Origin of the sequence: Weissella sagaensis, from assembly GCF_010306265.1 — a bacterium.
GTDB classification, from domain to species: domain Bacteria; phylum Bacillota; class Bacilli; order Lactobacillales; family Lactobacillaceae; genus Weissella; species Weissella sagaensis.
This window is the reverse complement of sequence record NZ_BLKA01000005.1, coordinates 105,283-119,463: the sequence shown is the minus strand read 5'-3', so window position 1 is coordinate 119,463 and position 14,181 is coordinate 105,283. Positions and strand designations below refer to the sequence as shown.

10 protein-coding genes and 1 pseudogene are annotated in these 14,181 nt (G+C 36.1%); all 11 read right to left on the bottom strand.

Annotated elements, in window-relative coordinates; genetic code table 11:
- Nucleotides 1-3,390 (bottom strand): KxYKxGKxW signal peptide domain-containing protein (locus tag G7Y65_RS06795; protein ID WP_165314752.1); only part of this gene is annotated, 3,390 nt, incomplete at its 3' end.
- Between the two features lie 289 nt (nt 3,391-3,679).
- Nucleotides 3,680-4,192, bottom strand: a pseudogene (gene wecB / locus G7Y65_RS06790) (non-hydrolyzing UDP-N-acetylglucosamine 2-epimerase); the annotation flags it as partial.
- Between the two features lie 118 nt (nt 4,193-4,310).
- Nucleotides 4,311-5,258 carry a diacylglycerol kinase gene (locus tag G7Y65_RS06785; protein ID WP_042492854.1) on the bottom strand — a complete coding sequence of 316 codons (948 nt, stop codon included), beginning with the start codon at nt 5,256-5,258 and terminating at the stop codon, nt 4,311-4,313.
- A gap of 100 nt (nt 5,259-5,358) precedes the next feature.
- Nucleotides 5,359-6,804 (bottom strand): Asp-tRNA(Asn)/Glu-tRNA(Gln) amidotransferase subunit GatB, encoded by a 1,446-nt coding sequence (gatB, locus tag G7Y65_RS06780; RefSeq protein WP_137600676.1) that lies wholly within the window; start codon nt 6,802-6,804, stop codon nt 5,359-5,361.
- Entirely contained in the window at nt 6,804-8,261 is a 1,458-nt protein-coding gene (gene gatA, locus G7Y65_RS06775) for an Asp-tRNA(Asn)/Glu-tRNA(Gln) amidotransferase subunit GatA (protein WP_147161751.1), read from the bottom strand. Before gatA ends, gatB begins: the two co-directional genes overlap by 1 nt.
- Nucleotides 8,261-8,572, bottom strand: a complete 312-nt coding sequence (gene gatC / locus G7Y65_RS06770; protein ID WP_042492849.1) for an Asp-tRNA(Asn)/Glu-tRNA(Gln) amidotransferase subunit GatC — start codon at nt 8,570-8,572, stop codon at nt 8,261-8,263. The genes gatA and gatC overlap by 1 nt, the downstream gene beginning before the upstream one ends.
- Nucleotides 8,573-8,837: 265 nt before the next feature.
- Nucleotides 8,838-9,656, bottom strand: coding sequence for a Cof-type HAD-IIB family hydrolase (locus G7Y65_RS06765; RefSeq protein WP_147161750.1), 819 nt, complete (start codon nt 9,654-9,656; stop codon nt 8,838-8,840).
- Nucleotides 9,657-9,669: 13 nt separating this feature from the next.
- Nucleotides 9,670-12,048 carry a Xaa-Pro dipeptidyl-peptidase gene (locus G7Y65_RS06760; protein ID WP_165314751.1) on the bottom strand — a complete coding sequence of 793 codons (2,379 nt, stop codon included), beginning with the start codon at nt 12,046-12,048 and terminating at the stop codon, nt 9,670-9,672.
- Between the two features lie 221 nt (nt 12,049-12,269).
- The gene (locus G7Y65_RS06755) at nt 12,270-13,085 is read right to left on the bottom strand and encodes a DUF4097 family beta strand repeat-containing protein (protein WP_042492846.1); all 816 of its coding nucleotides are present in this window, start codon (nt 13,083-13,085) and stop codon (nt 12,270-12,272) included.
- A 1-nt stretch (nt 13,086) separates the two neighbouring features.
- The gene (locus tag G7Y65_RS06750; RefSeq protein WP_052348401.1) at nt 13,087-13,704 is read right to left on the bottom strand and encodes a DUF1700 domain-containing protein; all 618 of its coding nucleotides are present in this window, start codon (nt 13,702-13,704) and stop codon (nt 13,087-13,089) included.
- Complete coding sequence (locus G7Y65_RS06745) at nt 13,697-14,011, bottom strand: PadR family transcriptional regulator (protein ID WP_042492845.1); 315 nt, start codon at nt 14,009-14,011, stop codon at nt 13,697-13,699. The genes G7Y65_RS06750 and G7Y65_RS06745 overlap by 8 nt, the downstream gene beginning before the upstream one ends.
- Nucleotides 14,012-14,181 lie beyond the last annotated feature (170 nt).

The window sequence follows — 14,181 nt, the reverse complement described above, 5'->3', positions numbered from 1 at the left end:
ATTATTAATGTCGTTCTTGGCAGCTTCCGCTGCTGCATTAATGGCATTTTGCGCTGTCTCTTGTGCGGCTTGTAAGGCTTCACTTTCTTCAGTAACTGTGCCTGCAATACTATTAATGGCATTAACGCCATCTGTCGTATCTTGGTTAACTTGTGCAATCGTTGTGTCTGCTGTCACCTTATCAACGGCTGTATCATGCGCTTCATTGACGGCATTAATCAATGCAGTTTGTCGATCTGCACTCAAACCTGATTCTGTAATTTGGGCAATCGTCGTGTTCTTAGCTTCATCTAACTTTGCGATACCATCATTCTTAGCGGCTTGTAACTTAGCCGCATTTTTAATATTGGTAAAACTAATTTCACCATTTTGTTCTGCAGTCAAAGCATCTTCAGGACTTAATGTCTGCCCAATTTCCAGGATTGCATCATTACGCACATTATTTATTTGTGATTCATAATCACTTATTTGTGTACTTGTTAAACCATCTATATTTTCAATATCATTAATCGTATTTTCAGCTGCTGTTTGCAATAAATTCATTGCATTATCTTGACCATCTGCCAAACCAGTTATTGTATTTAAATCGTCAATAAACGAATTATAAATGGCTGTATTAGTAGAATTCTGTGATACATCATCTATAAATTTATCACTAGTATTAGTAACAATAGTGTCAACTTGGCTAACTAGACGTTCTTTTTGCTGATCTGTTAAATTAGTTAATCCATTAATATGGCTGATAGCATCGTTTGCCGCTAAATTAACATTATCTTTATATTGTTGAACACCTAAAATACCTAAGTCAGCCGACACAATGTCACTATCCACAAAATTAAATGTTGCATATAAATCAATCATTGCACCTGGTGCCAAAGTATTCACAATATCGTTTGGAATTTCAAATGTAAATTTATATCCTTTACCATTTGGATCTTTTACCATTGATGATTGTGCAGCATAAACAACAGTGCTGTCTATTCCATTTTCTCTCCAGTACGGGCTATCCAATTTTTGCCCAGCAAATTCATTACCATTAATTGTGGCATGTATATATGCACCGGGTATATCAGTATAACCGCTAACTTCTAAATAGTTACCATTTTCTTTAGTAATCGTAACATTATTATCAATAATTTCTACTTCATCATTAGCTTGCACAAATTCCAAGGATGCAATACTTTCATCACTACCTAATTGATCTAATAATGAAATTAAACTATTTTCATCGGCCTGTGTTAACCCAATAATATTTTTACTATCAGCATCAGTAACCAAAATATTACCATCACGTATAGTAAAACTAATTGTTTTAAAAGGACCTGTCGTTGTGTTATTTGTCTTCAATCGTGCTTTTGACAAACTAAAACTACCATTTTTAATCCACTGTGCTTGTGAATTAGTTCCTAAATGTAACAAGAAGTCTTTTGGATTTTCAATCGAAACATTTCCACCTGCATCTAACAAAATAATTGTTCCAGTACCACTAGTTGCATCATCTAATGAAATTTTAAAAGTACTACCCAATAGTTTAGCGTTTCCAGAAATTTTAACTAGTGTTCCAGAGAACGTCCCCATGTCATAGCCGTTAACATTAAAAGATGCACCATAGTCTGTTTTTAGTTGACCATTAATGTAAACAGCTGTATTGGCTGATTGCCCACTACCACTGTAGCTACTAATGTTCCCGGTAACATTAATATTAATAGTACCACCTTCATTAATATGTACAGTCGTATTTGGATCTGTAATACTAATTGCAGCAACCCCTTGAGATGAATTTTCTCCTGCATTAATATTCAAAGTTCCACCGTTTTCAACGGTTAAAACACCACTACCTGACATGTAGATTCCATTGGCTTTACTACCCCATTCGGCGGAGCCACCAAGTCCTGTACCATTATCATGTGGTGTTAAAGTAACAACTGCACCCTTTTTAACCGTAATACTACTATTATTTCCCGTCATACGGATAACATTATCTTTGAATGTTGAGCCTTCAAAAATTGAGTTTTCGTCGAAAATAATATGATCATCTTTACCTGTAAATTCTAAAGCTTGTTGTGAATTACCAACACTTACCATTGATCCATCAACTAGACTAGTATACGAATCAACCGTTTTAATACTATTTTTACCCTGGAAGATAATAGTTGTACTATCACCTGCATAAACTAATTGTGCCCCTGTATAACTTGTATTTCTAAACGTAATACTTGATGGTGCAGAAGATAGTCCTACGTTTGTGTTTATAACACCATAATAAACCATTCCATAAAGATCAATATTTTCATAGGTTAAGTTAAGTTGGCCTTTTGGATAAGCACTTCTAAAATCAATAGCATAACGACCATCATCATTTGAGCGAATTAATAAAGTATTATTATCTCTAACTGCAATCGTCTGTGAATTACTATTTGTTGCAGTAATATTATTATCTACGATAATTTCATTAATATCTTTATTTGTTAAAGCGTTTGTAAATTCATCCCAATTGGAAACATGAATACTAGAAGTAATTTGAGGTGTAACTTCTGTACGTGATACCATATTAACCTTTTGTATGTCATTATCTGTAACAGATGATGAATGAAGTACTACATTATTACGACTAATGTCTACACCATTCGTTGTAGTAGCTTCACTATCAACATTTGCTACATTACTATTTACTACTGCCTCACTATTTAAACTTGCTTCACTACTATTTGCCGCCACTGCACTATTAGCACTTGTTACACTGCTCGTTGCAGTTACTTCATTATTAACACTTACTGCGCTACTATTTGTTGTGACTGCACTATTGGCACCTGTAGCACTACTTGTAATAATTGTTTCACTACTATTTGCTGTTACTGCACTATTAGCATCTGTAGCACTACTTGTAATAATTGCTTCACTACTATTTGCTACTGATGCACTATTTACAGACATCGCATCACTTGTTGCCACTGATTTATGAGAATCAGCATTATTTAAACTAGATTCAGCCTTGACTGTAGTTACTTCAGCATTTGAAGAAACTGAACTAATATTTGATGAATTGTCCTTTATTTGTTCATCTGTTTTTACTTCATTATTTAAAATATCTATATTATTCTTATCACCTTCAGAATCAGTTGGCGTTGTTACCTGCTTATCCTTAGAAGCAGGTAAATTTCCCCCTTTTGCTGCTGGCCTATTATCTAAAACTACTTGTGATTGTGACAAATAATTTGTTGTGTTATTATTACTAATCTCAGAATTAGTATCATCAGTCGTATCAGCATGGACATTATCAGCATGAAATGCCCCCGTTAACATCACGGTCATTACAGATATACTAGCAAATACCCATCGCTTACCATCCTTATACATCTTGTAATGTTCTTTTGAATTATTATTACTCATGAAATATAACCTCCCAAAATTTTTGCAATTACTAAACAATTTTAGGTTATTAAATAAGTTTTCGTCATTATCAAAAACGGTCTATTATTTCCAAAAAGTATCTATTTATATATTAATATCAGTAAAATCTATATAAATTAAGCGGTTATTCATTTTAAATTTTTATTATTTAAAATGAATAATTCAATACATCAATTAAAAATGACCACTAAATTTCATAAAAAATATAGTGGTCATTCATTTATGTTATTCATTTAAAAGTATGATTTATGGCTAATTGTTTTCGCACTTACTTTTTAGCAAAATACTCTTGGCAAATATTCACAATTCGTTCTGCTGTATGACCATCACCGTAAGGATTCTGAGCATTTGCAACTCTTTTATATTTATCAGCATCATGCAAAAGCGTAAGCATTGCTTGTTTTACTTTAAATGTATCTGTCCCAACTAGTTCTAAAGTACCTGCATCGACCCCTTCTGGACGCTCCGTTGTATCTCTTAAAACTAAAACAGGTTTATTTAACGATGGTGCTTCTTCCTGTACACCACCTGAGTCAGTCATAATAAAGTAACTACGTGCAGCTAAATTATGAAAATCAGTAACCTCTAAAGGGGCAATTAAATGGATATTGTCAATATTTGCAAAAATTTCATGTGCAATCTTTTGCACATTAGGACTTAAATGGACTGGATAAATAACATCGATATTAGAATTTTCGATAGCTACTTCTTTAATTGCAGTAAAAACATCTCGCATCGGTTGTCCTTGATTTTCACGTCGATGCATCGTTAATAAAATAATGACCCATGTGGACAGAATACTTGGTAATAAACTTTATCATCAATAATCACTAAATTAACAACACAAAAAAAGTTACTAGATTCTTCAAACCTAGTAACTTATAATATTTTTTATCTTTTTAATCATTCAATTCAACGGGTGCATCAATCAGCATATCACTGGCAGCATCATCAATATTAGCGACAATTTTAATATGCTGTTTATGATTAATAAACGTAACTGGTGCATCCCCACCATATTCACCATCAAGATTAATCATAATTTTGTCGTTCTTTAATGACGATACTTCAACACGTTCAGACTTTGCATAAATTAAATTAGGATTATTAATATGCTTTCCTTTTAAGACTTCAGTAATCAGATTCAAAATTTCTGCAAACTTAGTTGTCTTAACAATCAACAAGGTAAACTTACCATCATCTAACTTAGCATCGGGCACGATTTGTTCAAAGCCACCAACTGAATTAGTTAATGCCAAGAAAAACATGGCTGACTTACCTTTAAACTCACCATCGTCGTATTTAATATGCAAATCCATGGGTTTAATACTAGTCAACATTTCAGCCCCTTTTACAACATAAGCCAAGTAACCATACATTGACTTTAACTTAGAAGGAACCGAATACGTTAATTCTGATAAAGAACCACCTGCAGCAATATTAATAAAATACGAATCATTTGACTGACCAATATCCATTTTAGCAGCCCGCCCCTTTAAAATTACACGAGCTGCAGCTAACGGATCTTCACGTGGTATGCGCAATGCACGCGCATAATCATTAGTTGTCCCAGCTGGAATGATAGCCATCATTGGTCGGTGTTCCAACGGTGCAATACCATTAACGACTTCGTTTATTGTACCGTCACCACCTGCAGCAATAATTAGATCAAACCCTGCCTTCGCTGCACGAGTTGCCTCATTCATTGCTGAATTTTCTTCAGGGGTTGTTGCAAACGCACTCGTTTCATAGCCAGCTTGTTCATAAACATCTAAAATATCAACTAAATCTCGACGAATCGCCTCACGACCAGACGTTGGATTATAGATAATTCGAGCTCGTTTCATTACATTATTACTCCTATTGTTAGTATATGTATGAAATCAGACAAACTGTCTGATTTCTTAGTGTCAACATCATCAAACGATGTACAACATTATTTTTAGTTTATTCTGGCTTACGTGCTTGTAATCCAGCCATCAGTAACTTATTGACAACTGCTGGATTAGCACTACCTTTAGTTTGTTTCATAATTTGACCCACTAAGAATCCAACCGCACGATCTTTTCCATTATGGAAATCAATAATTGATTGTTCATTATTATCCAAAATGTCATCAATCAGCGGTGTCAAAATTGCCGGATCAGATAATTGTTTCAAGCCATTCTTTTCAACAAACTCAATTGGGTCTTCACCCTTAGTGATAGCTTTGAAAACCTTCTTGGCCATCTTAGTTGAAATCGTACCATCATCAATTAGCTTAATCATATCGGCTAAGTGAGCTGGTGTTAATGGGGTTTCTTCCAAATCAGCTTGTTGCTCATTCAAAAAGGCATTAACATCACCCATCAAATAATTAGCCGCACGTTTTGGATCAGCACCTTGTGCAACTGTTGCATCAAAGAAATTTGACATTGCCAATGTTTGCGTCAATACTTCTGAATCATAGACCTCTAAGCCAAGTTCATCAACATAACGTGCTTTACGAACACTAGCTGTTTCTGGCAACTTAGCTTGCACTTCTTCAACCCACTCATCGCTGATATGCACTGGTGTCAAATCAGGCTCTGGGAAGTAACGGTAATCATCTGCCGTTTCTTTAACACGCATCAAAACAGTTTCACCAGTTGCTTCATCAAAACGACGAGTCTGTTGTTGAATTGTACCACCTGACATATAAATCTTAGCATGGCGGTTCTCTTCAAATGCCAAAGCTTTACGTACATAGTTAAATGAATTCAAGTTTTTCAACTCAACCTTTGTACCGTATTCTTTAGCCCCAACGGGACGAATTGAAATGTTTGCATCAACACGCATTGAACCTTCTTGCATCTTAACATCAGAAATACCCGTAAACTGGATAGCTTGACGTAATGCTTCTAGGTAAGCATATGCTTCATCAGGTGATGAAATATCAGGAGCACCAACAATTTCAATTAAAGGCGTTCCTTGACGATTCAAATCAACATAAGAATAACCATCTGTTCCGTGGGTATTCTTACCCGCATCTTCTTCGACGTGTAATTCAGTAATCCCTACGCGCTTCTTTTGACCTTCAAATTCAATCTCCAACCAACCATTACGGCCAATAGGTTCTTGTTGTTGTGTAATTTGATATGCCTTAGGATTATCTGGATAGAAATAATTCTTACGATCCCAATGCAAATCACGAGTAATATCGGCATTCAAAGCCAAAGAAGCCATCATACCGAATTCCAAAGCACCTTTATTTGCTTGTGGCAAAACCCCTGGATAACCCCAATCAATAACGTTTGTATTGGCGTTGGGTTGTGCACCATATTGTACTGGAGAAGGTGACATTGCCTTAGAATTTGTTTTTAACTCAACGTGGACTTCTAAACCAATTGTCGTTTCAAAATTTGGAACTGCCATTAATCCTTACCTCCTGGTACTTTTTCAAACAAACGCGTTGCTTGCTCATACGCATACGCTGCGCGATAAATGGTTTCTTCTTGATAACGATTAGCAATCAATTGCATACCAACAGGTAAACCATCAACAAAGCCGGCCGGTACTGACATACCTGGTAACCCAGCCATGTTAACTGGAATTGTCAAAACGTCATTCATATATGTGACTTCAGGATCATCTTGGTTAGCACCAAAGTCATAGGCGACATTTGGTGTTGTTGGTGCAACAATCAAATCATAATCGGCAAATACCTTTTGGAAGTCATCATTCATCAACGTACGTACTTGCGCAGCCTTTTTAAAGAAAGCATCATATGAACCGGCTGATAATGAGTATGTTCCAAGCATGATACGACGCTTAACCTCATCTCCAAAGCCTTGTGTACGTGTTTGAACGTACAAATCTTCTAAATTCTTAACATTTTCTGGACGGAATCCATAACGAATACCATCGAAACGTTGCAAGTTTGAAGATGCCTCAGCAGAAGCGATGATGTAATAAGCAGCAACCCCATACTTTGTGTGTGGTAATGAAACTTCATCAACCGTTGCACCTAATTCACGTAACTTTTCAATACCTGCACGAACGGTTGCTTTGATTTGATCATCAATCCCATCAGCAAAATATTCCGTTGGTACGGCAATTTTCAAGCCTTTAATATCACCATCTAAATGTGCTGTAAAATCAGGTACGGGTTGGTCTGATGACGTTTGATCATTAACGTCAGTACCCGAGATCGTACGCAAGACGCTGGCATTGTCTTTAACATTACGCGTAAATACGCCCACTTGGTCAAGTGAAGATGCAAAGGCAATTACACCAAAACGTGAAACACGGCCATAAGTTGGCTTCATACCCACAATACCATTAAAAGCAGCTGGTTGACGGATTGAACCACCCGTATCAGTTCCCAACGCAAATGGTACTTGCCCAGCAGCAACTGCGACAGCAGAACCACCAGAAGAACCACCAGGTACCTTTGTTTGATCCCAAGCATTCTTAGTCTGCTTATAATATGACGTTTCAGTTGTTGAGCCCATGGCAAATTCATCCATGTTCAACTTACCAACCCCGATTGCACCTTGTTGGCGTAAACGCGATACAACAGTGGCATCATAAATAGGCTTGAAGTCTTGCAAAATCTTTGATGCAGCAGTTGTAGTAACATCCTTAGTAATTAAATTATCTTTAATACCATATGGAATTCCAGATAAAATATTATCCGGATCAATACCTGCTTCATCAATTGCAGCTGCTTCGGCCAAAGCCTTATCTGTCATTGTTGCTAGAAATGCATCATAAGTGGCATCAGTCTGTTCGATGTTTGCTAAAGTTTCTTTTACCAAATCAACAGCTGTTATCTCTTTGTTGACAAGCTTTTCATGCAACTTTTGAATATCTGTATGCAAAAAATCCATTAATCTTTAGCTCCCCCATCAAGAATTGCAGGCACCTTAATTAAGGTGTCTTGGTGTTCTGGTGCATTATGCAACAATTCTTGCGATTGGTGGGCATTATTAGCCACATCATCTCGTAAGACTGTATGCATTTCCGTAACTGAATACGTTGGTTTAACATTTTCTGTATCTACCTCAGCTAACGTTGTAACCACATCAAAAATTTTACCTAGATGATCTGTAAACATATCAGCTGCTGTATCCGTTAAAGCTAACTTTGCTAAGTTAGCTACATGTTCAACTTCTTCACGCGTAATTTGCTCGTTTGCCATGTTAATTCCTTTCATGCTTTGCTATAGCTATTTTACAAAAAATTTTACATTTAGTATATGTCATCTGGCAAATTTGCTAGATTATCATAGATAACGTGTCACTTACCGTTTAATTCTCACCCTAGTAAATGAGGCACGCATTCTTAATAAACGTTTTAATCAATATAATATACTTATTTTACACGTTTTTTTAGCTTGAAAGTAGTATTTTAAATATAAAAAACCACATGTTCAAAGCGCTATTAATAGTCCATTTTTTAGATACTTAAATAATTTTAGCTAAATACTTAGCCAACCCATCTTCATCATTAGTATATTCAGTCACATCATTGGCAATCGCTTTTAACTGTGAATTACCATTTTTCATGACAACACCGTGCGTGGCATAGTCAATCATTTCATAATCATTCATCTCATCTCCAAAAGCATATACATCAGCCTTATCAATGTTAAAAGCCCGTTGTAAAATCTGTAACCCAGTATCTTTAGCCACCCCAGCAGGGGCAATTTCTAGGACTGGTGAACTCGCACCCCATGTCTTAACCATTACCCGATCAGCACCATATCGATTTGTCACATATTCTTGGATCACGTTTTGATGCGTTTCATTTTGGGCCTCAATCAAAATTGAATTAATATTCTTTTTTAAATTTAATCGATTCAACATCTGTGTTGTTGCTTCATTTTGTGGAAAGAAAAAGGCCTCAGCTGGATTTTTGGGTGCAATTACGCTGTTTGTCCAAAATTCAGAACGATTTTCAGCAACAATCGATTTAATCGCCAAATCAGTTGCGTTTTCAATCAAATCAAACGCAATTTCACGATCTACTTTATAAGAATAAGCATGCTCCCAAGGCGTATTAGGAATTTCACCAAGTGCCCCATTAAAATTAACCATTGGCGATACAAGCCCCAACTGATGATAAATATCCATTGACAAACGCACAGGCCGCCCCGTTATAATGGCAACCACATGGCCCGCCTGCTGCGCCTTTTTAATCATTTGTTGCGTCATTAATGATACCTGTCCAGCGTCATTTAATGTTGTACTATCTAAATCAATCCCAATTAATTTTCGTCCCATTTATCTTTTCCTATTAATCTTTTGCATCTGCTAATGTCACAATTGGCACTAATAACTGACTGTGCTTTGTATCAATTGTATAAGTAATATTTTGATTGCCACGCACTGTCATTTCAAAATCAGTCCCGTAAATAACAACACCTAATTGATGGCCTGCTGTTAACTGATATAACGTTGGTTGCAAAGTTAAGGTTAAATCAACATATTCCTGTGGTCTTAAATCATTGACCCGCCATGGGTTTTCACGATTTTGCATATTTATATGACCAATCGTTATCATTTTAAATGGCGTTGCTTGTGCTAATTCAAATTCAACTAATGACGTTGGTTGCCAATTCTTGCCACGATCAATTTGTTCCCCTTGGGGCACAGGTTTAGTCGTTAAGCGTCGTTCTATCCCATAATCAACTAACATTGCACTGACCAAGCCAACATTTGCAGATGATTTCATGCGCAATTGCAAAGATACCTCACCATCAATTAACAAATCTTGCGCCTGTTTAGGTTGTAAAAACATAATGCGTGCATGGTCCAAATCATGCTTTTCACGATTCATCATTAACGAGCGCCAAGTTTGATAGTCTTTACTGTAAGTAGCATAAGCTTGCTTCGTTTGCTGATCTGTATAACTAACTGGTGTTTGCACATTAGCTAATGAAATAGCTGTTGGTGTTGTTTGCCCCCAACTAGCCTTTGTCTGCCACGTATCTGACTGTTGATTATTTTGCCATGTTATATCTGGTAATTGTGTTTGGGCCTGATTATTAACATCATATAATTTATAGCTTAGCCATAAATTCATTTGATCACTAAAATCTAATGACCGATTGTTATTAATATAAATATGCTGACCTTGATGTAAATATAACTTTTTGACAATATTCAACTCTTGTAATTTTTGGTATAAACGAAAGACCTGGCGTGGCTTCACGTTCCAATCATTTAATCCCTGTACCATAATTACATCAGCCTTGACGTTGGGAACATTTTTTAAATAATTACGTGCATCCCAATAGGCATTATAATTACCACCTACTCGATCCATCTCTTGAGCAGTTTGCACTTGTTTTTGATGCCATTGCGCTTTAGTCCGATGCCAGTCACCTGCATCCTGCATTCTTGAATATACTAATTCTGCCAAAACATCCATATCCTCACCAGGAAAACCACCTGGTGCAATCGTTAAACCATTGTCACGATAATATTGATACCAGTCAGAAATTGCTGCTTCAGAAATAACCGTTTCTAGACCAGCAACGCCTGTTGTCGCTACCGCTGTCGCTAACGTCCCCAAATAGGATTTACCAGTCATAGCAACTTTACCATTCGACCATACCGCTTTAATTGTTATACCGCTTGTTTTGTCAGTAAATGCACGCCGATTACCTGCCAACCATTCAACAACCGCCTGCATACTAGCTACTTGTTCTGGTGAACCAGTATCTTGCATACCATCCGAATCACGCGTTCCCACCCCAGACGAGTACACAACTGCAAAACCACGCGATAAGAAATAGTTATTTAAATCAACATGTGCCGTTGGATAAAATGTTTTGGTGGCTACCGATGTTTCGCCATTTTTTTCATGACTTGCCAACACGTTAGTTGGTGCTGCTTGATAGGCAATTTCGTCATACGTAACATGGTTTGGTCGCTTTCTTTCTAGTGGTACATTAACCTTATGCATTTTTTGATCACTAATAGCATCATTTGTTCCTTGATAATATGGAGATGCTGTAAACAATACAGGCACTAACTGGTTCGTTGTTGGTCGAATAATATCAACACGGACCAAATCTTTTATACCATCATCATCCGTATCTAAATCAGTTTCAACGTAAACAACTTCCTTTTTTAATGCCTTTGTATCAAAAGTCACCATTGCTTTACCATTAAAAAATAGTGATTCGTTAGTGGTTTTAAAGTAGCCATGACTCGCCAAAAAATCAATAAACTGAAGCCCATTTTTAGTATGGGTCGTTAATAAGTCATACCATGCTGATAACAAATCATTAGTTGACCAAACTCCCGGTATATTAGCCAACGGCAATCCCAGTGCCTGAACGCCTTTCATTGGTTCTGCTAATGTGTAGTCAACATTTTCTGTAAATTGTAATAATTGTAGTGCAACACTATCAAATTCTTGCATTGTCAACGTTGTACAAGTGGTCAAAAAATCAGCTAAGTTTTGATTTTCATTAACCATATAATCAGAAAATTCAGTTGTTACAGCCGTTTTTGTCGCTGCTTGCTTCATTAATGCTGCAAATAATGTTATTGGTCCCTGTTGAGCAGCTAATTTAATTGGCGCATCATAAAAACCAATCGCCGTTAACTCTGTTATTTTTTGTTCAAAAGTTGTCTCAATAATCCCAAATTGATTTATCTTCATGTGATCATCTCCATTTCAATGTTTATATTATAACAAACATTAAAACAGAATGAGAACCAGCTCAACCTCAAACAATATCGTTTAAACGATGACCCAAATAATTCAATCAAAAAATATGGCCCATATAAAAAAAGGCATGTTAATCTACCCTTCAATATAGTAGATTGACACACCTTAAACTTATTTCAAAAAATAAATTCTTAATGTAACGTAGCAAAATTTTAATGATTAATCGTTATTGACCCCTCTTCACCAGCTATCTTCAATGCTTTGTTTTGATCACCAGTTATGTAATCCGTTTCACCCTGATCTTTATCATTTACTTCAAGGTCACTATCACTATTAATCACTCTCATCCCCGGCACAACGACATTATTCAATTTAATATCTGAATTATCACTCTTAATTTCACTAGCTTCCTTAAGTGTTAGTCGGTTAGCATTAAAAGCAACGTCATCGCCAGTTACATGTAATTGATTTGCACTAACATTTTTTAGACGATAACTACTTGATTCACCATTCATGTTAATTTTATCTGCATGTAGTGATTGTAAACGAACACCACCATAATAATTTGTAATGACGACATTTTTAGCTGAAATGCCTTTCGTAATAACACCACTACCCTCGGTTCTAACCGCTAATTTATCTAAATCAATCCCTCGAGGTACCGTAATCGTTAACTTTTGACTTGATGGTTCAATCCCTAAGATAAATCGATCACGATCATGCATGGTGATATTCAAATCATCATTATCGGCATGCAATTTAAACTGGTCAATATTTGTATAATGACCTGAAATATGCCATTTATCGCCTTGTACTAAGTTAATAATACTATTTGAACCACCATTAATAGTTAGTTTTTTGTATTGATGGTCTGCAAGTGTCTTATTAAATTTATGCGTCTCAACAATTTTGGGGCCGTTATCCCAAGTAATAGCTGTATTAGCACCTGTAGATAGACCAATCACTACCATTGCGCCACCAACAACCATGACGCTACCACCAGTGATTAATGCTGCTTTTAATCCCATCTTAATGTGCCCCCTTTACATTATTTTTACTCAAATAACGGTTACCTACCCATTTGATAAATGTTACTAACATTTCAAATAACCAGCGTGTTACACGCCAAACGATTGGTGCAAAGAAGATAACAGCACCAGTCAACAGCAACCCTGCTCCAATGTAAAAGACGCCGGTCGCAACTGATTGCCAAAGTAAAATAACACCGTTAACAAAGGCGATTAATCCCCCTGCTAATACACCAATAATACCAACATAAATACTAAATAAAATGCCCAAGAACAAAATGATTGCTGATATCAAAATACCAATCACACCAATCGCAATTGGAATTAAGAAAGGTGACGCAAATAACCCTAAAACGACTAACCAGACAAGATTCATCCGATTTTTAGTTCGTGTACTACGTGGTACCGTATCATCAGCTACTTCATCATTTTCAATGAAATACTCAATTTTTAAAGAACGAGCGAATTGTTTCGGTGTCCCATATTTTTCTTCAATATCTTGTATTGAGTAGCCCGCATCTAACATTTGTTCTTCGTAAAATTGTAATAATTCTTCCCGTTCATCAGTTGGTAAATCTTTCAAATAAGATCTCACATTATCTAAATACTCTTTAATCATTACGCTCCTCCAATAATGAATTAACTGCCTCTCTAAATGACGCCCATGAGTGAACAATTTCTTGCAGGTGACTTACTCCTAAGTCAGTTATGTGGTAATATCGTCGATTACGTCCTTCAAATGGTTTATCGTATGTCTCTAGATAGCCATCTCGTTTTAGCCGTCTAAGTACCGGATACATGGTGGATTCGCTTACCCCCAATAATTCTTGCATTGCTTTGGTAATAATATAACCGTAAGTATCCTCTTTAGTTAATACTGCTAATACTGAGCCATCTAGTACCGTAGTTGGCACTTGAATATTCATGGCTTTTCTCCCTATTTTTCAATGTTATATTTCGTATACCATTATATTATACGACATATAATGGTATGTCAAGAAAATGCTTATTTTTTAATAGTCAAAAACGCACGGATAATGAATAAACCATTATCCGTGCATTTAATTTTTGATTTTAATAGTTAATCTGATTAACT